Consider the following 25,200-nt stretch of genomic DNA (forward strand, 5'->3'; position numbering starts at 1 on the left):
ATCGTTACCTACATTGTACACCACTTTAACACGGAGTTAAATGGATTTGACCCATTCTTCTACAATTTGCAGTGCTTCTTCTACTTTTTCCGGGTGTTTACCCCCAGCTTGAGCCATGTCCGGACGGCCACCGCCTCCTCCACCACAGCGTGAAGCTACTTCTTTAACAAGTTTTCCAGCATGATATCCTTTTTCGACTAAGTCCTTCGTAACTCCTGCAATGATCGTAACTTTGTCGTCCCCAGTTGTTGCCAATACAATAACCCCTGATCCCAATTTCAGTTTAAGATCATCCATCATTGTACGTAATCCATTGCTATCTCCAGCAGCCACTTTCGCGGAAAGAACATTCACCCCGTCAATGACTTTGACTTGATCCGTTAAGCTACCTGCTTCTATGTTAGACAACTTTGCGGATAATGATTCATTTTCTCTCTGAAGCTCTTTCATTTCTACTAATAAAGAGTCAACGCGATTGACAACTTCTTTAGGATTCGCTTTAAGTTTGCCTGCTATTTCCTTCAGTTGAGAAACCTGATCATTCAACACTTTATAAGCATTCTCTGCTGTAACAGCTTCAATCCTTCTCGTGCCTGCTCCGATTCCACTTTCAGAAAGAATCTTAAATAACCCGATTTCAGACGTGTTCGATACATGACAGCCACCACAAAGTTCTAAGCTATATTCTCCAATCGATACGACGCGAACTTCTTCACCGTATTTTTCTCCGAATAAAGACATCGCCCCCATCGCTTTTGCCTCTGATAATGATTTAAGGGCTGTGTTCACTGGAATAGCCTTCCAAACCTTCTCATTGACGATGGTTTCGATTCGCTCAATCTCTTCTTGGGAAACAGAACCAAAATGAGAGAAGTCGAATCGCAGACGATCTGGTTCTACTAAAGAACCTGCCTGGTTTACATGCTCTCCAAGAACATCTTTCAATGCCTGATGAAGGATGTGAGTAGCTGTGTGATTTTTCTCCACTCTTGTTCTGGATTCACGGGACACTTTAGCAAGCACCTGTGCATGTTGCTCTAACGTACCCTCTTCAACGATGGCAGAGTGAAGGTTTTGGCCATTAGGCGCTTTCTTGACGTTTGTCACCAAAACTTTCACACCCAAAGCTTCAATGTACCCTTTATCGCCGATTTGTCCGCCGCTCTCCGCGTAGAAAGGTGTCTGGTCCAGAATGAATTGACATTCCTGTCCTTTATCTACTTTCGGCTGACGTTCATTGTCAACCAATAGTTCAAGAATAGTAGCACTCGTTTCTAAAGTGTCATACCCTACAAAGCGACTTTCTACCTTGATGTCACTAAGGACTCCACCCTGCACCTGCATGCTTCCTACATCCTGGCGAGCCGATCTCGCTCTTTCACGCTGAGCTTCCATTTCTTTTTCAAAACCATCATGATCAACTGTTAATCCTTCTTCTTCTGCATATTCTTCCGTTAATTCAACCGGGAATCCGTAGGTATCGTACAAACGGAAGACATCCTCACCAGGAACGACCTTATTACCTGCAGATTTTTGTACTTTGATGATGGAAGAAAGAATAGCAAGCCCCTCGTTCAATGTTTCGTGGAAACGATCTTCTTCATTTTTTACTACTTTTTGAATGAATTCCGCTTTTTGTTTCACTTCCGGATAGAAATCCACCATAATTTCAGAAACAACCGGGACCAATTCATACATGAATGGACGGTTGATTTCGATTTGTTTCGCAAAGCGAACCGCACGGCGAAGCAATCTTCTTAATACATACCCGCGGCCTTCATTGGAAGGAAGAGCTCCGTCACCGATGGCAAAGGCAACCGTTCTGATATGATCGGCGATGACCTTGAACGCTACGTCGATTTCACTGTCTTTGCCGTATGACTTACCGGAAATTTCTTCAGTAGCCGAAATGATCGGCATAAATAAATCAGTATCGAAGTTTGTACGTACTTCTTGAACCACACATGCCATACGTTCAAGTCCCATACCGGTATCAATATTCTTCTTAGGGAGCGGAGTGTACGTTCCGTCAGGGTTATGATTGAATTGTGAGAACACAAGGTTCCATACCTCAAGATAACGATCATTCTCTCCTCCAGGATATAATTCAGGGTCTTCAGGGTTGTCCCCATATTCCAGCCCACGGTCGTAGAAAATTTCTGTATTCGGCCCACTTGGACCTTCCCCGATATCCCAGAAGTTCCCTTCGATGCGAATGATTCGTTCAGCTGGTACGCCAACTTTTTTGTTCCAGATGTCGAATGCTTCGTGATCTTCGGGGTGAATGGTAACAGACAGTTTTTCAGGATCAAAACCGACCCATTTCGTGTCGGTCAAGAATTCCCAAGCCCATTCAATTGCTTCTACTTTAAAATATTCTCCAATCGAGAAGTTTCCAAGCATTTCGAAAAACGTGTGATGACGTGCTGTTTTCCCTACGTTTTCAATATCATTTGTACGAATCGACTTTTGGGCATTCACGATCCTTGGATTTTGAGGGATGACACGTCCATCAAAATATTTCTTTAATGTCGCTACCCCACTATTGATCCATAGAAGGGACGGATCCTCATGTGGAACCAATGATGCACTTGGTTCAACACTGTGTCCTTTTTCCTGAAAGAAATCTAAAAACTTCTGACGAATTTCTGCACCTGTTAATTTTTTCATTTGAAGCTTCCTCCTTTGTATGTATAGTTAAAAAAGAATACAAAAAAGCCCTCATCCCTAAAACAGGGACGAGAGCTATTCTCGCGGTACCACCCTGGTTATGAATAGAGAAAAGCCTTCAGCTTTTCTTATATTCATCCCTCAAAACACCTTAACGCGGCTACACGGCAGGCTTTACCTGCACTCAGGATTAGCATTCGGTTATCCTTCATCTAAAATCCCTTACAGCCTGGGGGGATTTCTCTCTGGTAGATGGACTATAACTTACTCGATCCTTCATTGCTTTCATTTTATACGAATACTTGTATATGTTGGATTATAGAAATATTCACTGTATTTGTCAATGTTGAGCCTAATTTTTTAATTTAATCTTCCCCTACTGCATGAATGAAGTGGGTTCGTCCATGTAAAATCGCTACTTTTACCACAGCTAAAAAGGGTACTGCAACAATCATGCCGATCACCCCCCCCACTTCACCACCAATGATAAGGGCCGCCATAATAAACAGTGGGTGCATATGAAGGCTTTTTCCGACAATGAAAGGCGATAAAATATTCCCCTCCAAGAATTGGAGAACTACTACCATGATGACGACATAAATCACCATATTGACAGAAATCGTACTTGCTACAATGGCAGCGGGAACCGCTCCGATAATCGGTCCGAAATAGGGTATTACATTGGTTACCCCAATGATCAATCCGAGAATCAAGGGATACTTCATGCCGATCAACCAGAGTGTGACGGCAGAAAGCCCCCCAATGATCAAACAAACTAAAAGCTGTCCCCTGATATAACCTCCCAGTGATTCATCCACATCCTTTGAGAATGAAATCGCACTGTCCCTCCATTTTTTAGGAGTAAGCTGCCACAGAAATTTTTTCACTTTGGTAATATCCTTTAATAAATAAAAAGAGACGAAGGGAATGATCGCAACAAGCAGAAGGCTGTTCATAAACTTCATCACAGTGGCCAAAACGGCTGCTACCAGCCCCGTCAACCAGGCTTCGATCCCATCTATTCTTTCCTCTAATTGAGATTGTATTCCGTCAGGCCAAGTGGAAGTCTCGCTTTGCACATAGTCCAGCCACCTCTGGTATTGTTTTGTAAATAGTGGCGCATTCTCTGATAAATCTTTCAGCTGATGTATGATGATCGGAGTTCCCTTATACACCGCGTATCCTAATCCTCCGAAGAAAAGGATGTAGATGAGCATGATTGCTATTCCTCTATGAATGCCGGCCTCATGGATTTTTTCTACTATAGGATGAAGCAAATATGCAATGAATCCCCCTATCAAGAAGGGAAGGAAGGAAAATAACATGACTTCCAGCACCGGATGCCATACAGGCTTCAATAAATAGAGAATATAAAGGAATAAAGCAAGAATAAGGGCAATTGAAAGTCGGTACAACCATTTGGCATAGGGTCTCTTTTCCATCATCAACACTCCCTCTCTTCTATATTGTTGGAAGATAGAAGGGTGTTTTATTCATTTAGGTGTAAACATAAAAAAAGGCTGACCCGAAAGCCAGCCTTTTTAGCTGTTAAAAAAGTTTCTTTACTTGTTTACGAATTCGTTTCATTTGTCTTTGGTTCATCATATTGGATCTTTGTGAATAGATAGAAGCAGCGATTCCTGCTCCAAAACCAACGATGGATGCAAATGTTTTGTTCAAGAAAGACACCTCTTCCTAGCTTAGTCGGCGTTCTTCCTCATCAAACAAGTCGTCTAAGGAGCTCAGTGATCCATCCTCTTCCACTTGATGAGTATAAATGACTCCCTTTGACAAGGAAAGCTCTATATAGCAACCCCAACAGTAATATTGGTTGATGCCGATCTTTCCGATATCTTTGCTCTGACAATTTGGACACTTCATCGGTAAGGTTCACCTCTATTACACCAAACCTGGTGTGTATTCCCTACCATCATGACCAATCCGAGCTCATTTTATACTTGTTCGATGAGAATATCCACCCAAACGATGTTTGATCACCGTTCTTATATAGTGTGGGATATTTTCTTGATTTCATAAGGAGTAACCTTTTCCATAGCACCCACCTAAATTTATTTATCCAATTTTCATGAAGTTGCCTGCTCAATTACTTCCTTCACATAATCAACCTCAAACCCCAGATCTTCAAGCATTTGGTGATCGGCTGTCCCTTCCTGGCCGGCTGTCGTTAAGTAATCACCAACAAAAATCGAATTGGCCGGATAAAGGCCTAGTGGCTGTAAACTGCGCAAATTCACTTCCCGTCCCCCTGAAATACGGATCTCTTTTGTCGGGTTGATGAAGCGCATTAAACATAGGACCTTTAAACAATATCTCGGATCGAGGTCGTTTGTTCCTTCAAGAGGTGTTCCATCTATTGCATGTAAAAAGTTCACTGGAATGGAGTCGGCATCCAGCACCTTTAAGCTGCGTGACATATCAACCACATCCTGTAATGTCTCTTTCATGCCGACAATGATTCCGGAACAGGGGGAAATCCCTTGTGCTTTCGCCTGTTCTACGGTATTCACCCTGTCTTCATATGTATGGGAAGTGGTGATGTTTTCATGGTGGTTCTCTGAAGTATTGATGTTATGGTTATAACGGTCCACCCCTGCTTCTTTTAACCGTTTCGCCTGATCGTCTTTTAATAACCCCAAACACGCACATACTTTTAAGTTATATTGCTCTTTGATTTCCTTTACTGCTGAAACCACATGATCGACTTCACGATTGCTCGGGCCCCTTCCACTCGCCACAATACAATATGTTCCAACATTTAGCTGATGAGCATTTTCAGCTCCTTTTAGAATGGTCTCTTTATCCACCATGCGATATTTCTCGATCGGAGCATTTGAAACAATGGACTGTGAACAATAGCCGCAATTTTCAGGGCATAAACCTGATTTCGTATTGATGATCATGTTTAATTTCACTTTGTTCCCATAATAATGTTTTCGAATCAGGTAAGCGCCATGTAATAATTCCAGAAGCTCGTCATCTGAACTTTGCAAAATCGATAACGCCTCTTCATTCGTCAATTCTTCTCCCTCGATTACCCCAAGTGCCAGTTCCTTCCACGTTTTCATGTAACCTTCTCCCCCTTTAGTTTAAGCCGCTCTATTTATATTCTTAAATGTACTCTTTGATAGGACCGATTTCTCCAGACGATGAGCCATTATTCCAGCACACACGGCTAATATGATATCCTTCGGTAAAGGAACCACCATCCAGGCCCATGCAAGTTTATATGTAAATCCTTCAGGAGCTGCAGCCCAAAGCTTGTATGCTGCATACATCCAGTTCGTACCGACCACATAATTGACAGCCATCCCGACTAGTGCCGCGAAAATGTAGACCTTGATTCCTTTATGTTTTTCTACGATTTTACCTGTAATGTAAGCTGTGAAAATAAACGAAACGATAAATCCGAATGTGGGGCTCACTATAGAAGATAACCCTGCTCCAAATCGTGCAAATACAGGAACACCCACTAATCCTACCAGTGCGTACACTGTCATGGAAATGGCTCCGACCCTGCTTCCAAGGATCGCTCCTGCTAAAATGGCGAAGAACGTTTGTAACGTAATGGGAACACCGCCCACTACCATAAAAGGTACGAATGTCGTGATATTGGCACCAATCGCCATAAGTGCAACAAACATCCCTGCCAGTGTAAGATCGATTGTCCTTAATTTTCTGTTCATCTGTCTTCCCCCATCTGTCTTTTTTCTACAAGATAAGGATATCGCTTTCAACAAATATATGTCAACTTTAATTTATTTATAGTTAACATTAATATTTTCATTAAGCTCTTTTCGCAAAGATTGTTGTTTTTTAACATAAGGTCTACTTGGGCTCTGTCCATTAGTGTGTGCTGGATGGTGAGGGGAACCGCTCCGCTTGCAGCTAGCGTTCGGCCGAGCCTCCTCAGCTTAGCCGAACGGGGTCTCGGCACGTCCAAAATCCGCCGGAGTCTACGCAGTTCCCCTCACCATCTATAAGAAAATTTCGTGACAGAGCTTAAAAGTGACAAAAACAAATCTATAGAAAACGGAATTTCAGTACACAAGAGAAGAGCGACCACTGCTCTTCACAAGAGGTTATTTACCGTGGAGCAAAGAAGACTATCTACAGATAAGATTGTTATTCAATCCTATTTTTTGTCATTGAAGGAATGGATATAGGCAATCATGGCGATAACATTTGATTCCATATGCCTTGGGGCTTGGTGCTCCATACATGGACAATTCAAAGGGATGTTTGACCCATTTGAAAGATAGTTCAATAATATTCCGACTTATGAGGTAACATAATTTTTTTTGTACTCCTTTGGAGATAGAGTAAGAATGGAGTAGCACAGAGTGGATTGTGGCGGAATGCACTTGACTCCTGCAGGAGATAGATGAAAGGTCGAGACCCCACAGACGGAACGTCGAGGAGGCTAAGACTTCCTCCCCGTGGCTTGTGACTGGAGCGGAAAGGAACGGTCCATGTTTTCACACTAACACACAATTAAATTCACTTTTTTTGGAAGAAATTCAAAGCCAGTGGGTGAGACTTCAAAGCAGCGACGAGGATACTCACCGGCCGGCTAGCGGAAAGCGAGCATCCTGGAGAGGAAATCAACTACTACTTAGCAACAATGTTTACGAAAAGAGCCTATCATTAAGACAGTGAACCAATAGAAAAAGGTCAACGAATGAATGGTTTCTACATGAGAAATATTCATTCGTTGACCTTATGCTTTCATGAAATCATAGGGGCTGATGCCTTCCATTCCAATCATTGGATCCTCATTCAGCAAGATCTCTTCAATGGGTAAACCTTCTTCAGGAGAAACTGCCGTGTTCTCTTCAGCATCGGTTAAGCTTCTCAGTTTTTCGCTCAGGGTTGTTTTGCGGAGAAAATCATCTTCTCTCTCCACTCCAAGCGTAAAAGCATCAAGCTCTCCACAAAGAATGAGGAATTGCTTGCTCCTGGTAATGGCAGTGTATAGAAGATTTCTTCTCAGCATCCGATAATAGCTTTTCACGACAGGTAAAATCACAATGGGAAACTCACTTCCTTGTGACTTATGGATCGAGCAGCAATACGCATGGGTAATTTGCATGAGATCCTGCCTGGTATAGGTGACCTCATTTCCTTCATATGAAACAATGATCATATCTTGCTTCTCGGTATTTTCCTTTGCATAAAAGATCGAGACGATTTCACCGATATCTCCGTTGAATACATTGTTTTCAGGCTGATTGACCAGCTGAAGCACCTTATCTCCAATTCGATATTTCACATCTCCAAAGGCGATCTCTTTCCGGGTCCCGTCATTGCTATTAAAGATTTCCTGAAGGAGTTCATTCAATCGATCGATACCTGCAGGGCCTCGATACATAGGAGCAAGGACCTGTATATCCTTTGGCGAGTACCCTTTTTTCTTCGCGTTCTCAACGACTTTTTGAACAACTTCGGATATCTGATTGGTTCTGCATGGGAAGAAGGATCGATCCTTTTGCTGTTTGGTCAGATCTGCAGGAACCTGCCCCCTTTTCATATAGTGAGCAAGTTCAATAATGGAAGAGCCCTCTTCCTGTCTATAAATATCCGTTAACCTAACTGTTGGCACCACTGCCGATTTCAATAGGTCCTTTAGTACCTGGCCGGGACCGACAGACGGTAATTGATCTTCATCCCCGACAAATATTACTTGAATTTCCTCAGGCAGGGCCTTCAATAATTGATGGGCAAGCCATGTGTCGACCATGGACACTTCATCCACAATTAACAACTTTCCTTCAATCGCCCGTTCTTCATCACTCTGAAATCCTTCTTGACCGTTCCAGCCTAAAAGACGGTGAATCGTCATGGCAGGGAGGCCCGTGGATTCTGTCATGCGCTTTGCCGCTCGACCAGTCGGGGCTGTCAGTAAGACAGGAAAGGGTTCTTCTTTGTAATCCTTGGGATCCAAGGAGCAACCATGGAGATCAGCAAACAGCTCGACAATCCCCTGAATGACGGTCGTCTTACCGGTACCGGGCCCTCCGGTTAACAGGAGCATGGGGGACATTAACGCTGTTTCGATGGCTTCTTTTTGGGAAGGTGCGTATTGAACTCCCAGTCGGTCCTCGAGTGCTCCAAGTGACAGAAGAAATTCGGATTGAGGAAATTGATCTTTATATTGGGTTTGAGACAAAATCTTTTCAATGTTTGTCACAATCCCTTTTTCAGAGAAGTAAAGAGAAGGAACATACACCCTTGTGCCTTCTCCAATGACTTTACCCTCTTCCTCTAAGGAAACCAGTTGACTGGATATTTCAGTGTAATCGATTTTTTCGGGCTGACTTTTCTCAAGGAGATCCTTCACCGTTACAATGAGCTCTTCTGCTTCGAGATACACGTGGCCCTGCTTCACACATGTTTGCTCAAGAGTGTATAAACAGCCTGCTTTGATCCGGTCAGGATGACTTCCTGTCAAACCAATCTTAGACCCAATCTCATCGGCCCGGGTAAAGCCGATTCCTTCAATATCTTCCACGAGCTTATAGGGATTATTTTGAATGATTTCAAGTGCCTGCTCTTTATAGGCTTGATAGACCTTCATGGAAATTTGGGGTCCAAACCCCAGATCATTCAGCATGATCATGACCCTCTCCAAGCCTTGATGCTCGGAAAGCGTATCATAAATACTTTTCGCTTTTTCCTTTGGAAGCTTTGGAATTTCATCCAGTAGGCTTGGATTTTCGAGTATTTTGGTAATGGCGTTTTCCCCGATATGTTCCACTATCTTCTCAGCTGTTTTCTTCCCGATTCCTTTAAATAAATCACTTGATAAATAATGGACGACACCTTGTGTGGTTTGTGGGATTTCTTTCTTGAAATGCTTCGCATGAAACTGCATGCCAAACTTTGGGTGCTCTTGAAACCTCCCGTAAAACACATAGGTCTCATCTTCATGTATCTTAGGAAAATTCCCGGTTACGACCGCTTCTTTGTCTTCATAAGAATCATTCGTTTCGTCCACCCGGATCCGGACCACGGTATAGAGATTTTCCTCATTATGAAAAATGGTGACAAGGTGCCTTCCTTTTATATAGATTTCTTCCTCACCAAACAGCTTTAAAGAATCTTGCTGGCTCAAATCAGTGAACCTCCTAACTATTCACTTTGTTCATTTTTTAGCTTTTCGATCATCTTGATGCCATAGCCCGCTAGCATATGATCTGGTTGAACTTCGATTGCTTTGTTGAAATACATCAGTGCCGTATCTGCATCATCTTTATGGCCTGCATAGGCAACCCCTAAGTTGTAGTAAGCATCTGCGTGAGTTGGATCGGCTTCCACTACTTGAGATAATTGCGCGATCGCTTCTTCGTATGCTTCAACCTTCGCTAAGCATAGGCCTAACTGGAAGCGCGCCTCTGTGTCCTCTTCATTCAGTTCGACACTTCGCTGTAAGTAAGGGAGAGCGAGTCTCGGCTGCTCCAATTGGAACAAACTGACTCCAAGCATAAAATAAACGTCGGCATTTTCCATTCCTTTCGAAACAGCTTTTTCAAACTGATCCTTTGCTTCATCAAAGTTATTTTCATTAAAGTATAGGTTCCCCAGGGAATAGTATGCTGCCCCTGCATTCTCGTCGATCGAGATCGCCCGTTCGAAAAACTTCTTCGCCTTTTCATTGTCTCCAACCGACATTAATACGTTCCCGAAATTAATATATCCTACAGGATCCTTAGGGTTTTCTTCGATGGCTTCTGTAAAAAGCTTCACAGCCTCTTCTACTTTTCCTTCTTGTAATAACTCAATTCCTTTTAAATTCTTATCCAATTCAAACACCTCTATATTGTTATGATTTATGTATGCCAGTTGAGTAAGGATATTCCCGTTTATCGTTTCTAGTATAACATAAGGTACTCTCAATATTGATATACATCCATGATGAAAAAAGGACTGAGAGAAGAGAGGTGGTACATCTCTTCTTCTCAGTCCTTTTTTGTGGTTATGGTCAGTCTTAACCTACATACGTAAGTTTCTTTTCGTCTTTATAAATGGTATCAATCGTTCCTCCACCCAGACACTCATCACCATTGTAGAAAACAACAGCCTGTCCTGGTGTGACAGCACGGATAGGCTCGTCAAAGATGACTTTCACCTTACCATTTTCTAAAGGAATAACCGTTACGTTGTTATCATCCTGACGGTAACGGAATTTTGCCGTACAGGCGAATTCAGCTGGTTTCTCTCCATTTGAGGTCCAGTGTACATCTGTTGCGAGAATGGAATCTGAATAAAGGGCGGGATGCTCAAAGCTTTGACCTACATAGAGCACGTTCCTTTCAAGATCCTTACCGATTGCGAACCAAGGCTCACCTGCTCCACCTATACCCAGCCCATGACGTTGGCCAATCGTATAGTACATCAATCCATCGTGTTTGCCCATCACTTTACCGTCTAATGTTTCCATCGTTCCCGGTTGGGCGGGTAAGTAATTGCTTAAGAAATCTTTGAAGTTGCGTTCACCGATGAAGCAAATCCCCGTACTGTCTTTCTTGGTAGCAGTCGCAAGGCCTGCTTCCTTCGCAATTCCCCTAACCTTATTCTTGTCGATGCCGCCTAGGGGGAACATCACTTTTTCAAGTTGCTCCTGCCCTAACTGATTGAGGAAGTACGTTTGATCCTTATTGTTGTCGACACCGCGGAGCATCTTGTATTCTCCATCACGGTATTCAACCTGTGCATAATGGCCGGTTGCCAGATAATCTGCACCAAGCTTCAGTGCATGATCGAGAAAGGCTTTGAACTTTATTTCTTTATTACACATAACATCCGGGTTTGGTGTTCTTCCTGCTTTATATTCTTCCAGGAAATACGTAAACACTTTATCCCAGTATTGTTTTTCAAAATTCACAGCGTAGTAAGGAATACCAATTTGGTTACATACCCGAATCACATCGTTGTAATCTTCTGTTGCGGTACAAACCCCATTTTCATCGGTATCATCCCAGTTTTTCATGAAAATCCCGATGACTTCATAGCCTTGTTGCTTTAATAATAATGCGGCTACAGAAGAGTCTACTCCACCAGACATCCCAACGACCACTCTCGTATCCTTTGGTTCTTTTTTCACTAACGCCACCTCCTTATTCGTTCATTCGTCCGTTGCGGACGACAATCTTAATTTGTTAATCGCTTCACGATTTTTGCGACTTCATGGGCAGTCCAGACAATTTGCTCCTCCGTGTTCCCCTGACCAAAGCTAAAGCGGATGGAGTTCCTTGAATTCCCTGACTGTTTGCCAAACATCGCGACCAGTACATGTGAAGGCTCTATAGATCCAGCCGTACAAGCAGAACCGCTTGATACAGCGATACCTGACATATCTAAATTCACCAGCATGGATTCAACATCCGTGCCGGGAAAACTTAAGTTTAGCACATGGGGCAATCCATACTCAAGAGATCCGTTCTCCTCAAAATCAATGCCTGCTCCGGCTAAGGTTTCTTTCAGTAAAGCCTTGAAGCCAGAATACTGGGAATTCTTCTCTTCAACGGCTTTTTGTGCAATTTCTACAGCCTTTCCTAGACCAACAATGGCCGGGACGTTTTCTGTACCTGCGCGACGCTTTCTTTCCTGTTCTCCACCATATAATCCAGGCTGAACATCCACGTTTTTGTGTGAATAAAGAAAGCCTATTCCTTTAGGACCATTTATCTTATGACCCGAAACTGAAAGCAAATCGATTCCAAGCTCCTTCACGTCAATGTGTGTTAAGCCAAACGCTTGTACAGCATCTGTATGAAAATAAGCTTGATGATTTTGAAGAAGCTGTCCAATCTCTTTAATCGGCTGGATCGTTCCTACTTCATTATTCCCAAACATAATCGTAACAAGTATTGTATCGTCTCGAAGTTCCCTTTGCAGTTCCTCCACCGATATCCTGCCCGTACGGTCTACTGGCAGATAGGTCACGTCAAACCCTTTGGATTCAAGAAATTCACACGCATGTAAAACAGCATGATGCTCTGTTTGTGTGGTAATGATATGATTTCCTTTTCCTTTATTAGCCTCGGCTGAACCGATAATAGCTAAATTGTCCGCTTCAGTTCCACCGCTTGTAAAAATGATGTCATTGTAATCTGCATGAATACTTTGAGCGATGATGGTACGTGCACGGTCGACAAGATGACGTGATGCACGGCCAAATGAATGAATGCTCGATGGATTACCAAAGGACTCTTTCATCACTGAAGTCATTTCTTCAATTACTTCATGATGCATGGGAGACGTTGCAGCATGATCCAGGTACACTCTTTCCATTTTTCGTTACCTCCTAGATATAGAACATGTAGGCATCTGATTCACCGTCATCTGAATGACTGGCTAAATCTTCTATCGTTGTATTATCGAGTACTTCTTTAACAGCATCCCGAATTCGGATCCATAATTCACGTTTTGCAGGTTCTTCATCTTCAATACCTTCTACAGGACTAATGGGCCCTTCAAGGATCCGGATAATATCTCCCGCTGTAATTTCAGATGGCTCATGTCCCAACACATAACCACCGTACGCCCCTCGGATACTTCTTACAAGACCGCCATTACGCAGTGGAGCCACCAGTTGCTCAAGATAGTGTTCCGACAGCTCATGCTGCTGCGCGATCGTTTTCAGTGAAGTCGGTCCTTCACCATGGCGTTTTGCTAATTCAATCATAATGGTTAAACCGTATCGGCCTTTAGTTGATATCTTCATGTTCAGCACCTCTACTATATTTAATAACGTCACAACCATAAGCGAGACGTATTTTTCTTCTGTATTGACTTTTGTTATTATAGCATATCCGCCATCTCACTGTGAAAATGGCGACTTCATTCTCTTTTCCACCCCTTTTTCTCAGCCACAATATTTCCTTAAAAGAACCGCCTATGATAAAGTAATTTTAACTTGAACGTCAGTTTGGAGAGATGTTTTCATGTCGATTAAACCACTTGCCTTTAAGATGAGACCCAGAACCATTGATGAGATCATCGGGCAGCAGCATTTAGTTGGAGAAGGGAAAATAATAGACAGGATGGTAAAAGCAAAACAGCTTTCTTCCATGATCTTGTATGGTCCACCTGGTATTGGAAAAACGTCCATCGCGAGCGCCATTGCCGGAAGTACGAAATACCGGTTTAAAACCCTGAACGCTGTAACCAATAATAAGAAAGATATTCAAATCGTAGCGGAAGAAGCCAAAATGTCCGGGAAAGTGATTCTTCTATTAGATGAGGTTCATCGCTTGGATAAAGGAAAACAGGATTTTCTCCTTCCTTATTTAGAGAACGGGATGATCACCCTGATTGGGGCAACAACAAGCAACCCCTACCATGCCATTAATCCAGCGATCAGAAGCAGATGCCAAATTTTCGAGCTAAAGCCACTTACGATCGATGAAATGAAAATCGCCTTGCATCGAGCCATACAGGATGAAGAGCGTGGATTAGGTGGATATTCACTTGATGTAACCGACGAAGCGATTGAACATTTTGCAAGCAGCAGCTTTGGAGATGTGAGGAGTTCGTTGAATGCATTGGAACTGGCTGTCTTGTCCACATCACCGAATGAGGACGGTGTGATTTCTATTGATGTCAATATCGCAGAAGAGTGCCTGCAAAAGAAAAGCTTTTCTCACGATAAAGACGGTGACGCCCATTATGATGTCGTAAGCGCGTTTCAGAAATCAATCCGAGGAAGTGATGTGAATGCGGCTCTACATTATTTAGGCAGACTTGTTGAAGCCGGCGATCTACCGAGCATCGCCCGCAGACTATTGGTAATTGCCTATGAAGATATCGGCCTTGCCAATCCCCAAGCGGGACCAAGAACATTGGCGGCAGTCGAAACAGCTGAGAAAATCGGGTTTCCAGAAGCGAGAATTCCGTTAGCCAATGCGATCATCGAGCTTTGTCTCTCACCTAAATCGAACTCGGCGATTACGGCCATCGACCTGGCACTCGGTGATATCCGTAAAGGTAAAAGCGGCGAGGTTCCGGATCACCTGAAGGATGCTCATTATCAAGGTGCCAAAGAACTGGGAAGAGGCATTGAATACAAGTACCCACACAGCTACGAATCGGGATGGGTACCACAAACCTATTTACCAGATAAACTTAAGCATGCTCAATACTATACCCCTAAATCGACGGGTAAATTTGAACAGGCGATCGCTCAGGTGTATGAGAAGATTAATAAACAGAAATAACAAAAGCGGAGGCGGCTTGTTTAGCCCCGACAAGCATAAGACGAGTCACCGGAAAGGCGCTTTTGGCCTTTTGGGTGGCTCGTCTTATGACCTCGAGGGGTTAGCCGCCGGAGCTGGATGAAACAAAAGCGGAGGCGGCTTGTTTAGCCCCGACAAGCATTCTTATTATAAATGACCCGCTGGCCTTAGGTGTTGAGGCACTTTTTGAGGTTGGTTGCGGCACTTTGCCGTTTGTTGCTGCACTTTTACCATTTGTTGCGGTACTTCCGGGATTTGTTGCGCCAAATTGTGAACATCACTATAAAAACTCCCAACGAGCTGGGAGTTTTTTTACCGTGTTGATGCCATATTACCCCACCTAAACATACATTAGTAAAAAGGCCAGGAGGTGTATGGATTGATTATCATTGAAAATGGATTGTCCAGTAAAGAGTTAACGAATCTATCACCTGTAGAAGAAAGCATCGTTAAAGCGTTGGAAAGCAGTCCTACAGAGTATCGTTACCGTAGCTTAGGCGAGCTCCGATTTGAGTTGAAGATGCGGGAAAGATTCATTGTCAATGCAAGGAGCATGAATGAGGGTGACGCCAAATTTGCTGCTTTTGAACACTCCTATTTCAACTCTACTTTTTGGATTAAGACTCCATACGGATATAGGCTTCGCGACTCGAAACTTCCATCAGAGGCCATTGAAGATATTTTCACAAATAGCTCTGCCTATAGCTTCGAATGCGTTACCAGCATTGTCCTCATATACTATAAATCGATCCTTGATACGATCAGGACTTCTTATTTCAATCAGCTGTTCTCTCCCCTTTTAGTGTGGGGTCACAATTATGACGATGATATGAGCATGGTCACTTATAAAGGAGTGGACTATATTCCAGGGGATGTATACTACTTCTCTAATCCCGACTATGACGATCCTATATGGATGGGGGAAAATTCTGTGTTTTTAGGAAAGGATCAGTATTTTGGTCACGGAGTCGGAATCATGACTCATGATGAAATGATAGAAGCTTTAAATACTCTTCGAAAAAAAGATGCCACTGAGCCAGCCTTTCTCCTTCAACAAGTCACACGTTTGAAGTTCGCAGATTTATACCGTTATGCATAAAAGTGACGAACTCTGATGAGTCCGTCACTTTTTGTTTGCTTTTTAGTTGTCCAGCTCCTGCGGCTAGTCCCTCGAGGTCATAAGTCAATCATCCCAAAAAGGCAAAAGGACGCCTTTCCGGGATGTTCGCCTTATGCTTGTCGGGCCTGAACAAGCCGCCTCCGCTTTTCTTTGTCCAGCTCCTGCGGCTAGTCCCTCGAGGTCATAAGTCAATCATCCCAAAAAGGCAAAAGGACGCCTTTCCGGGATGTTCGCCTTATGCTTGTCGGGCCTGAACAAGCCGCCTCCGCTTTTCTATGCCGCTACATCTCTCTTATTAAAGACGATGAAGGCCAGCAATTGGAAGATGATGAAGTAGATGATGAGCATGGTGATGGAGAAGCCCATGGTCATGCCGTCCACTAGCGGTGGTGTGAAACCTGTGTATTGAGTCAGATCTGTGTTTGCGAACAAACTGAATTTTGCCCAGTCGAAACGAAGAGCGAGCAGGCTTGTTGCATTGGCTCCCACAAACAATAGAAACAAGGAAATCCCGATAGCCAGTGAGCTGCTTCTGAACACAGTTGAAATCATGAAGGCCATTGTAGCCATCATCACGACATCAATGGTTTTTAATAAGTAGGTTTTGATCAAGTACCCGACAATGTTCTGTTCGACTACCTTCCCATCCACATACGCCAGATGAGTGGACTGATCTGTTCCACCAAATAATAGGAGGCCGATCAGGAACGATACAACGAATAATACAAGTAGCATGCTCATTCCGTATATGATGACAGTGAAATACTTCGATAGAAGGATTTTCGTTCTTGAGATGGGACGAATTAGCAAAAGTTTGATCGTACCCCAGCTGAACTCACTTGCCACAATTCCCGCTGCCACAATGATGGCAAACAGACCTACAACAAGTACGGAAAAGGCATTCGTTTCAACAAACGTCCAAACCGTTTCTTTTACTTTCGGTTGAATGTCATTTTCAATACGATATTCATTTAGCGCAATTCTTCGTTCAGTGTCTTTCTCTATGAATTTGTTCATATTTGGATTTTCCGACAACATTTTTTTATCTGCTTCCACTTGTGCTGAGAGTTCCTGCTTCCAGTTTTCCGATTCCTTTGCTTTCCCGTCATCATACTTCGTAAAAGCTGCCGTCACTCCAATAATCAGAATAAGCAATCCGAGCATGACATATGTTCCGACCCGTTTAAATATTTTTGTCCATTCATTTCTAATGAGACTAAGCATGCACGACCTCTCCTTTTTCATTCGTGATTTCTAAGAATCTATCTTCCAGTGTCTTGGCAATTGGCATGACACTAAAGATTTGAACATTCGCATCCACAAGTGCCCGAATGACATTCGGTACTTGTTCCTTCGTTAAAGCGACCTGTACTTCCGAACCCTTCGTTTCATATTTGATCCCCGGATCGAACGCACTGAGTACAGCTCTAATCTTTTCTACATCATTCACCTCAAAATGGTAAACCTGTTCGGAACCTTCAACGAAATCACGTACCTGCTGTACATCCACAAGCTTTCCGGATTGGATGATCCCGATTCGATCGCACATCATTTCCATTTCAGATAATAAGTGACTTGATACGATGACCGCCATACCCTCTTCCTGGGCAAGCTTTCTGATATACGCACGAATTTCGCGGATACCGGCAGGATCCAAACCATTTGTAGGCTCATCGAGTATGAGGAGCTTCGGTTTATGGAGCAGGCATTGCGCCAGACCCAAGCGCTGTCTCATCCCGAGGGAATAGGTTTTCACTTTATCATTGATGCGGTCTGTTAAACCGACCAGTTCAATGACTTCCTTCATTCTTTCTTCGGTGATTCCACTTTGCATGCGGGCAAAATGCTTTAAGTTCTGATACCCGGACATGAACTTATAGAGCTCTGGGTTTTCAACGATGGCACCAACATCTTTTATGGCACCTTCAAAATCTTTTTTGATGCTTTTCCCCGAAATCAGGACGTCTCCTTTTGAAATATTCATTAGTCCTACTATCATTCGGATCGTCGTCGTTTTTCCTGCTCCATTTGGTCCCAGAAAACCGAATACTTCCCCTTCATACACGTCAAAGGATAAATTATCGATAATAGTCTTGCCTTTAATGACTTTTGAGACATCCTGTAATTGCACAACCGTCTTCATCACTTCATCTTCCCTTCTTTTTTCGTTGTTTGTTTCAACCACTGCAGGACAGATAATCCTTCCACTTCTCTAAGCTCCTCTACCTGACAGTGCCCTTTAATTTCACCATCATGGATGATATACGCTTCATCCAGAATCCCTTCAATTTCATCGATTTCATGGGTTGCAATGATTACTGTTTGATTTCCGAAGTCGATATAGGATAAGAGACCTTTTACGATGGAGTCCCTTACCATGGGATCCAATCCTGAAAATGGTTCATCCAGGAGCAGAACCTCTGTATTTCGGGATAAGGTAAGAACAAGCTTCAGTCTGCCGCGATTCCCTTTTGATAAATGTTTGATTTTTTTCTTACTGTCCAGTTCCATGAATCCCACTAACTCATGTGCCCGCTGTATATTAAAGTCCGCGAACTGAGAAGAGTAAAAACGGATCATCCCATCAACGGTAAATGCTTCATAAAACATATCCAGCTCTGTTAAATACGCCACTTCACTGGCTCGTTTCCGGGTAATGGGCTTACCGTTCATGGTCACTGTACCTACACTCGGAAGAACTAATCCCGCGATCATCTTTAAAGTGGTCGATTTCCCGCTGCCATTTGGACCAAGCAGACCATAAATCTTCCCCTTTTCGAAGTGAAACGACGTATTCTTCAGGGCTAATTCATTACCATATTTTTTGGTCACAGCTTCAAATTTCACAACCAATCCTATTCCCCCCCTCTTTGGGCAAGATATCTCTCGACGCCTTTTATCATTTGTTCTTTTGTTAACCCCAGTTCTCTCATGTTTTTAATGAACAACTCGATTATTTCCTCTTGAACCTTTTTGTTCAAAACGGAAAGAACCTCTTCCTTTTCCGTGACAAATGTTCCTTGCCCTCTCCTCGTCTCCACAATGTCCATCCTCTCTAATTCGCTATACGTACGCTGAATGGTATTTGGATTCACCCCGGATTGAACGGCCATTTCCCGGACAGATGGCAGTTTGTCCCCCGGAGATATTTCTTTTCTTACAATCTCACGTATGATTCGATCAGCTATTTGGAGGTATATCGGCTTGGAAGCAGTATATTCTTCTGTCATGTATTACACCTCAACCTTACGATCTAATAGCCAGCAGGAAATGATAAATACGATAATCATCACCATTCCTTCGAATAAAAACGGCAGCAAGGGCAGCGGGATCATTTCAGGGTCAAAACCGGCATTCGCCTCATTAGAGCCAACCGAGAAAAAGACGCCCGAACTCACTTCAACTGTAAAAGTATCGAAGAGTAATCTTTCCACCCATTTAATGCTCATAAGAAATGCGACAACACTTTGATACACTATGATAAAACCAGCTACAAAAATCCATCGTATATTCTTGATGGATGGATACTTTGAAAGTGAGTGGTAGAAAGTCCACAAGAATATCGTCCATCCGGAAAAATATAGGCCAACTACTGTTACCCCTAAATTAAATAGGATACCTTCTTTGATTGGCCAATAGGAAAAAAGAGAGTCTTCAGGGAAGATCGCCATGGTGATCACACCTAAAAGATCCACTAATAGAAGTGACATCGTAGAGTATATAAAGGCAGTAATCAGTTTCGGCAACAAAAGCATAAATCCACTATAAGGACTATGGAGCCAAAGCTGCGTCTTTCCTTCTAATCGAAGCATGGAGAAGACAATACCCGGCAGAAACGCAAAGTGAAACACACCGATCATGATAATAAATATTTGAACGATTATAGGCTCGTTGGCGAAGTTTCCGATCACCATTCCTATGATGTAAATCAGAAAAATAATGGCAATCCAACCATAGAACCAAACCTTAGAGGTTTTGAAGTCTTTCCAAAGAAGACCTTTAAAAGCGCTCATACTTGCACTCCTTCATAACGTGTTTTAGTGTTCTAGTTAGATAGTACACTATGACACATTGTACCGTCAATACCTTTTTCACCTAATTAATGGAATTGTTTTTTTGCTGATGTGTGTAAAGCTAAGAGGAGAGGAGGATGGGAAATGGAAAAGAAAAAACGTCCTTGGACTGAGGAAGAAGATCAACTAATATGGGAAGTCGTCCAATCATATATAGAAAAAGGTAAATCCAAAAGAGAGGCCTTTGAAGAAGCTGCAGTGAAAATCAAGCGATCGCCCGGGACTTGTTCACACCGATATTATACAAAAATAAACAAGCAGACATCTGAAATATCATTGGAATCTTGTATAGCCTTTTTACAAAGGGAAATGAGAGGCAGCAAGCAGAAAGAGAATAAACTTCTCCTAAATGAAAAGGAAGAGTTGCTTCTAAAACAAAACGAACTGAAGAAAAAATACGTCGCGTATTCTGAAAAGCATGAAAAGTTAAAAGCGATGCTATCGCTGCTAAAGGAAGCAGAAGCCCTCGATAAAAACGCAGGTCTCCCTTCTCCTATTATTCATTGATTTTTCGGAACATGAAAAAGGACTGAATCCGAAAGTGGACTCAGTCCTTACAAGCATTATTTATCTTTTACTCTTTTGATTTCAATATGCTTTAACAACTGGTTCATCACATGACTGGCTGCAACAAGACCTGCAACCGATGGGACAAATGCGTTTGAAGATGGAGGAAGCTGCGCTTTACGAATCTTCGCATCATCGTTCCCTATTTCTTTTCTAATATCTTCACGGATGACGATAGGACTCTCATCAGAGAAAACAACAGTCACGCCTTTTTTAATGCCTTCCTTTTTCAGGCGGGTCCGGATCACCTTTGCGATTGGATCCGTATGGGTCTTGCTGATATCCGCAATTTTGAAGCGGGTCGGATCGGTTTTATTCGCCGCTCCCATGCTCGCGATCAATGGAATATCGCGTTTTAGACATTCTTTCATTAAATGTATTTTGTACGAAATCGTATCAGAAGCATCTATGACGTAATCCAATCCTTGATTGAAGAATTCTTCGTAGGTTTCTTCCGTGTAGAACATCTTTAAGGCAATGACTTCACAGTCCGGATTAATATCCTTGATGCGGTCCCTCATCAGATCGACTTTCGGCTGACCTACTGTAGAAAGCAATGCATGAACTTGACGATTCACGTTTGTAATATCCACATCATCTTTATCCACTAACACAAGACGGCCTACACCTGATCGAGCTAAAGCTTCGGCTGCAAAGGATCCTACTCCCCCGATTCCTAATACTGCCACCGTACTATTCTTAAGGGTTTGAAGACCTTCCTTACCGATCGCTAGTTCATTTCGTGAAAACTGGTGTAGCAAAATAATCAACTCCATTATAAGTATTCAACTAGGTTTATACTGAATTAGAATAAAGGATACAGGAACGAAAATCAATATGAAATGTTGTCCTTCTCTTTCGTTTACCCTATTAAGAGGAGGTTTAGTCCCAACAAAAAAGCCAGGCCACTTTCAGCCTGACTCTTCATTCTATAGGATCTTCATTAAAAATCATGTTTGGACGAGTCCCAATCGTGCCGTCGCCATCATTTCCTTCGTTTTGAACCCGCTCTCGGCAGGTGGGTGCTTTATTCCACTATTTGTTAGTCCTCGGCATGAGGCATGAACGCCTAGCAGAAACGTCAAGCTCCCAAAGTTTGAAGTGTTCGGTCAAAACTGTTAGGTAAAAACGTCGCACACATCAGGACCCGTTTGTGATTGTTTAAATAATATCATATCACCTTGATGATTTCAACGAATGACCCCCGGAACTTTTTTACATTATTCTACATCCAGCGACAAGGATAACTCTTTTAACTGAGCTTCACTCACTTCACCAGGAGCATCCGTCAATACACAGCTTGCACTTGCCGTTTTAGGGAATGCAATGGTATCACGGAGATTTGTGCGTCCTGCAAGGAGCATCACTAAACGGTCCAGACCAAGGGCGATTCCGCCATGTGGGGGTGTTCCATATTCAAAGGCTTCCAATAGGAAACCAAACTGCTTTTCTGCTTCTTCTTTTGAGAAACCAAGTACATTAAACATCTTTTCTTGAATATCACGCTCATAAATTCGAAGGGATCCCCCTCCAAGCTCGTATCCATTCAATACAAGGTCATATGCTTCTGCACGGACCGAGGAAGGATCTGTCTCGAAACGTTCCAGGTCTTCTCTCACCGGCATCGTGAAGGGATGGTGGGCAGCATAATAACGGTTCTCCCCTTCGTCAAACTCAAGCAATGGCCAGTCGGTCACCCATAGGAAATTGAATGTTGTTTCATCAATCAGTTTCAATTCTTTTCCTAATTTCAAACGAAGGGCACCCAGTGCATCTGCCACTACTGATTTTTTATCAGCCACGAATAGCAATAGGTCTCCGGCTTCTGCATTCGCTGAAGCAGTGATTTGCGAAGCATCCTCTTCTGTTACAAATTTGGATATAGGTCCTTTTAAGCCTTCTTCTTCTACCTTTAACCAGGCAAGCCCTTTTGCACCGAAACGTGCAACAAAATCTGTTAAGCCATCGATGTCTTTACGGGAATACTGTGAAGCCCCGCCTTTTACGTTGATCAGTTTCACCTGACCACCGCTTGCTACAGCACCTGCGAATACTTTAAATCCGGATTCCTTCACGATTTCCGATACATCGATCAGTTCCATTCCAAAACGCGTATCCGGTTTGTCTGAACCGTATCGACTCATGGCATCATCATACGTCATTCTTTGGATTGGTAATTGAACATTCACGTCTTTCACATCATTCATCAGCTTCTTCATCATATCTTCTACAAGGGAAATGATTTGTTCTGTATCCATGAAACTCATTTCCATATCAATCTGAGTGAATTCCGGCTGACGATCTGCTCGAAGATCTTCGTCACGGAAACAGCGGGCAATTTGGTAATAGCGGTCGAAACCGGATACCATCAGCAATTGTTTGAAGATTTGCGGTGATTGTGGCAGCGCGTAAAACTCACCCTGGTGAACACGGCTCGGCACTAAATAGTCACGGGCACCTTCAGGCGTACTCTTTGTTAAAATCGGTGTTTCCACATCCAGGAATCCGTTTTCGTTTAAGAAGTTACGGAATGATGTCGTAACATTATGACGCATTCTCAACGTTTCCATCATCGCTGGGCGGCGAAGATCTACGTAACGGTACTTCAAGCGGACATCTTCCGACACTTCCATCTGATCATCAATCATGAAAGGAGGGGTCTTCGCTTCATTTATGATTTGAACCTCTTCTACATGAATTTCCACTTTCCCCGTTTTCAGGTTAGGGTTGACCGTCCCTTCTCCTCTTGCTACGACAGTACCTGTCACACTTAGTACATACTCATTACGAATTTTCTCCGCAAGGGCGAGGGCTTCCCCTGATAAATCCGGATTAAAGACGACTTGTACGATTCCTTCTCTGTCACGAAGGTCGATGAAGATTAACCCACCCAGATCCCTTCTCTTTTGTACCCAACCTTTAATCGTAATTTTTTTACCGATGTATGATTCTGTGATATCTCCGCAATACGCTGTTCTTTTTGTCATCATGTTCTCCTCCTTGTCAAAATCAACGGGTTCTATTTACCAAGTTTGCCTTTCACATTCTCTACAAAACGATCAAGACTTACTTCTTCCTGCTCACCAGTAGACATATCTTTCAGGTTGATTTTATTTTCCTGTAATTCGTTGTCGCCAATGACGGCTACATATTTCGCTTCATAACGGTCCGCTGCTTTAAATTGACCTTTTACCTTTCGATCCAGGTAATCCTTCTCTGAAGAAATTCCCACTTGTCTTAAATTGTGAAGAAGTTTAACCGCATAATCTTTTGCCTCTTCCCCCAATGAAACGATAAAGCAATCGACGCCTCGCTCGATTGGAAGTTCAACGTTTTCAGCTTCAAGTGCCGAAAGTAGTCTTTCGATACTGAAGGCAAAACCGATTCCCGGAGTTTCCGGACCACCGATCATCTCCACCAATCCATTGTAGCGTCCTCCGCCACAAAGGGTCGTGATGGCTCCAAAGCCATCTGCATCACTCATGATTTCAAAGGCTGTGTGATTATAATAATCAAGGCCGCGAACAAGAGTCGGATCGACAACAAATTCAACATCCATCCCGGTTAAGTGGGTTTGGACTTTTTCAAAATAGGCTTTCGATTCGCCGTTTAAGTAATCAAGAATCGAGGGCGCCGTAGTCATCAATTCATGGTCACGGTCTTTTTTACAATCGAGAATACGTAATGGATTCTTCTCTAAACGATTCTGACAATCTCCACAGAATTCATCGATTCTTGGTTTAAAGTGATTGATCAGCGCTTCTCTGTGAACGTTTCGACTACCCGTATCACCAAGACTATTAATGACTAACTTTAATTGAGTAAGTCCCAGTTTCTTGTAAATCCCCATCGCTAATGAAATCACTTCTGCATCAATCGCCGGGTCTTCACTTCCCAATGCCTCAACCCCGAATTGGACAAATTGGCGGTAGCGGCCAGCTTGTGGTCTTTCGTACCTGAACATAGGACCAGAGTAAAAGAGCTTTGTTGGTTGATTTGGATGCCCGAACATCTTATTTCCTACAAAGGAGCGAACAACAGAAGCGGTTCCTTCAGGTCGGAGCGCCAAGCTTCTGCCTCCTCGATCTTCAAACATATACATTTCTTTTTGAACGATATCCGTCGTATCCCCTACGCCTCTGGTAAACAACTCGCTCGCCTCAAAGATAGGTGTGCGGATTTCTTTATACTGATAGGCGTGGCAAAGATTCTTCGCCACTTCCTCTACAAACTGCCATTTTTCTACTTCACCTGGTAGAATGTCCTGTGTACCTCTTGGAATCTGAATGGACAAGTTGATTTCCTCCTTTTATAAAGCACATTGATATTTATGTAAATAAAAAAAGCCCTCAATCCCTTGTATATCATACAAGGGACGAGAGCTGTTATTCCCGTGGTGCCACCCTAATTGAAGTCTATCAAGACCTCCACTTAGCCAGTTAACGCCTGGTACGTTCATCTCCTACTAAAGAAACTTTTTCAGAGAGAAACCTCCTGAGTGTTCATTCACTAAGTC

Annotated in this window: 22 protein-coding genes, 1 other RNA gene and 2 other annotated features (1 of these 25 running past the window's edge); of the genes, 3 read left to right on the plus strand and 20 right to left on the minus strand. The window is 43.0% G+C overall.

From position 1 onward, the window contains the following. Nucleotides 1–36 precede the first annotated feature (36 nt). The 11 genes from alaS to cymR form a co-directional block, all read right to left on the minus strand. Entirely contained in the window at nt 37–2,670 is a 2,634-nt protein-coding gene (alaS, locus tag AC6CIB_RS14095) for an alanine--tRNA ligase (protein ID WP_498281642.1), read from the minus strand. A gap of 61 nt (nt 2,671–2,731) precedes the next feature. Beyond that, nucleotides 2,732–2,959 (minus strand) — a binding site (T-box leader). A 76-nt stretch (nt 2,960–3,035) separates the two neighbouring features. Then, nucleotides 3,036–4,112 (minus strand): AI-2E family transporter, encoded by a 1,077-nt coding sequence (locus AC6CIB_RS14100; RefSeq protein ID WP_498281644.1) that lies wholly within the window; start codon nt 4,110–4,112, stop codon nt 3,036–3,038. 106 nt (nt 4,113–4,218) lie between these two features. Then, the gene (locus AC6CIB_RS14105) at nt 4,219–4,350 is read right to left on the minus strand and encodes a YrzQ family protein (protein ID WP_082051298.1); all 132 of its coding nucleotides are present in this window, start codon (nt 4,348–4,350) and stop codon (nt 4,219–4,221) included. A 15-nt stretch (nt 4,351–4,365) separates the two neighbouring features. Further along, nucleotides 4,366–4,551: a YrzR-like zinc ribbon domain gene (locus AC6CIB_RS14110; protein ID WP_498281646.1), complete on the minus strand. Its 186-nt coding sequence runs from the start codon at nt 4,549–4,551 to the stop codon at nt 4,366–4,368. Between the two features lie 203 nt (nt 4,552–4,754). Continuing rightward, nucleotides 4,755–5,756, minus strand: a complete 1,002-nt coding sequence (gene bioB / locus AC6CIB_RS14115) for a biotin synthase BioB (RefSeq protein WP_498281648.1) — start codon at nt 5,754–5,756, stop codon at nt 4,755–4,757. A gap of 21 nt (nt 5,757–5,777) precedes the next feature. Next, complete coding sequence (locus AC6CIB_RS14120; protein WP_498281650.1) at nt 5,778–6,374, minus strand: biotin transporter BioY; 597 nt, start codon at nt 6,372–6,374, stop codon at nt 5,778–5,780. A 1,034-nt stretch (nt 6,375–7,408) separates the two neighbouring features. Next, on the minus strand, nt 7,409–9,802 hold the full coding sequence (gene recD2, locus AC6CIB_RS14125; protein ID WP_498281652.1) for an SF1B family DNA helicase RecD2: 2,394 nt from the start codon (nt 9,800–9,802) through the stop codon (nt 7,409–7,411). A gap of 17 nt (nt 9,803–9,819) precedes the next feature. Further along, nucleotides 9,820–10,491, minus strand: a complete 672-nt coding sequence (locus AC6CIB_RS14130) for a tetratricopeptide repeat protein (protein WP_498281654.1) — start codon at nt 10,489–10,491, stop codon at nt 9,820–9,822. 184 nt (nt 10,492–10,675) lie between these two features. Next, the gene (gene mnmA / locus AC6CIB_RS14135; RefSeq protein WP_498281656.1) at nt 10,676–11,791 is read right to left on the minus strand and encodes a tRNA 2-thiouridine(34) synthase MnmA; all 1,116 of its coding nucleotides are present in this window, start codon (nt 11,789–11,791) and stop codon (nt 10,676–10,678) included. Nucleotides 11,792–11,838: 47 nt separating this feature from the next. Further along, a complete protein-coding gene (locus AC6CIB_RS14140; protein WP_498281658.1) occupies nt 11,839–12,981 on the minus strand; it encodes a cysteine desulfurase family protein in 1,143 nt (380 codons plus the stop codon). A 13-nt stretch (nt 12,982–12,994) separates the two neighbouring features. Beyond that, the gene (cymR, locus tag AC6CIB_RS14145; RefSeq protein ID WP_044339554.1) at nt 12,995–13,414 is read right to left on the minus strand and encodes a cysteine metabolism transcriptional regulator CymR; all 420 of its coding nucleotides are present in this window, start codon (nt 13,412–13,414) and stop codon (nt 12,995–12,997) included. 220 nt (nt 13,415–13,634) lie between these two features. Between cymR and AC6CIB_RS14150 the strand changes: the two genes are divergently transcribed. Both AC6CIB_RS14150 and tgl read left to right on the plus strand, forming a co-directional pair. Further along, the gene (locus AC6CIB_RS14150) at nt 13,635–14,906 is read left to right on the plus strand and encodes a replication-associated recombination protein A (RefSeq protein WP_498281660.1); all 1,272 of its coding nucleotides are present in this window, start codon (nt 13,635–13,637) and stop codon (nt 14,904–14,906) included. Between the two features lie 397 nt (nt 14,907–15,303). Then, nucleotides 15,304–16,023, plus strand: coding sequence for a spore coat transglutaminase TGL (tgl, locus tag AC6CIB_RS14155; RefSeq protein WP_498281662.1), 720 nt, complete (start codon nt 15,304–15,306; stop codon nt 16,021–16,023). 294 nt (nt 16,024–16,317) lie between these two features. Here tgl and AC6CIB_RS14160 read toward each other — a convergent pair whose 3' ends face one another. The 5 genes from AC6CIB_RS14160 to AC6CIB_RS14180 are packed head-to-tail and all read right to left on the minus strand — an operon-like array spanning nt 16,318 to nt 20,057. Beyond that, nucleotides 16,318–17,268, minus strand: a complete 951-nt coding sequence (locus tag AC6CIB_RS14160) for an ABC transporter permease (protein WP_498281664.1) — start codon at nt 17,266–17,268, stop codon at nt 16,318–16,320. Further along, nucleotides 17,261–18,187 carry an ABC transporter ATP-binding protein gene (locus AC6CIB_RS14165; protein ID WP_498282177.1) on the minus strand — a complete coding sequence of 309 codons (927 nt, stop codon included), beginning with the start codon at nt 18,185–18,187 and terminating at the stop codon, nt 17,261–17,263. The genes AC6CIB_RS14160 and AC6CIB_RS14165 overlap by 8 nt, the downstream gene beginning before the upstream one ends. Continuing rightward, complete coding sequence (locus AC6CIB_RS14170) at nt 18,187–18,897, minus strand: ABC transporter ATP-binding protein (protein ID WP_498281666.1); 711 nt, start codon at nt 18,895–18,897, stop codon at nt 18,187–18,189. Before AC6CIB_RS14170 ends, AC6CIB_RS14165 begins: the two co-directional genes overlap by 1 nt. Nucleotides 18,898–18,899: 2 nt before the next feature. Continuing rightward, nucleotides 18,900–19,274, minus strand: a complete 375-nt coding sequence (locus tag AC6CIB_RS14175; protein ID WP_498281668.1) for a GntR family transcriptional regulator — start codon at nt 19,272–19,274, stop codon at nt 18,900–18,902. A 3-nt stretch (nt 19,275–19,277) separates the two neighbouring features. Continuing rightward, nucleotides 19,278–20,057: a hypothetical protein gene (locus AC6CIB_RS14180; protein WP_498281670.1), complete on the minus strand. Its 780-nt coding sequence runs from the start codon at nt 20,055–20,057 to the stop codon at nt 19,278–19,280. A 144-nt stretch (nt 20,058–20,201) separates the two neighbouring features. Here AC6CIB_RS14180 and AC6CIB_RS14185 point away from each other — a divergent pair, with 144 nt between their 5' ends. Then, nucleotides 20,202–20,624 carry a hypothetical protein gene (locus AC6CIB_RS14185; protein WP_498281672.1) on the plus strand — a complete coding sequence of 141 codons (423 nt, stop codon included), beginning with the start codon at nt 20,202–20,204 and terminating at the stop codon, nt 20,622–20,624. A 56-nt stretch (nt 20,625–20,680) separates the two neighbouring features. Here the strand turns inward: AC6CIB_RS14185 and AC6CIB_RS14190 are convergent, their stop codons facing one another. From AC6CIB_RS14190 to hisS, 4 genes are all read right to left on the minus strand, one after another. Then, on the minus strand, nt 20,681–21,445 hold the full coding sequence (locus AC6CIB_RS14190; RefSeq protein ID WP_498281674.1) for a tRNA threonylcarbamoyladenosine dehydratase: 765 nt from the start codon (nt 21,443–21,445) through the stop codon (nt 20,681–20,683). A 199-nt stretch (nt 21,446–21,644) separates the two neighbouring features. Beyond that, nucleotides 21,645–21,834, minus strand: a non-coding RNA gene (gene ssrS / locus AC6CIB_RS14195) — 6S RNA. Nucleotides 21,835–21,904: 70 nt separating this feature from the next. Beyond that, nucleotides 21,905–23,674: an aspartate--tRNA ligase gene (gene aspS, locus AC6CIB_RS14200; protein ID WP_498281676.1), complete on the minus strand. Its 1,770-nt coding sequence runs from the start codon at nt 23,672–23,674 to the stop codon at nt 21,905–21,907. Between the two features lie 29 nt (nt 23,675–23,703). Next, the gene (gene hisS / locus AC6CIB_RS14205; protein WP_498281678.1) at nt 23,704–24,978 is read right to left on the minus strand and encodes a histidine--tRNA ligase; all 1,275 of its coding nucleotides are present in this window, start codon (nt 24,976–24,978) and stop codon (nt 23,704–23,706) included. Nucleotides 24,979–25,052: 74 nt separating this feature from the next. Further along, nucleotides 25,053–25,200 (minus strand) — a binding site (T-box leader); it runs 82 nt beyond the window's last position.

The organism is Rossellomorea sp. GQ25, from assembly GCF_059758515.1.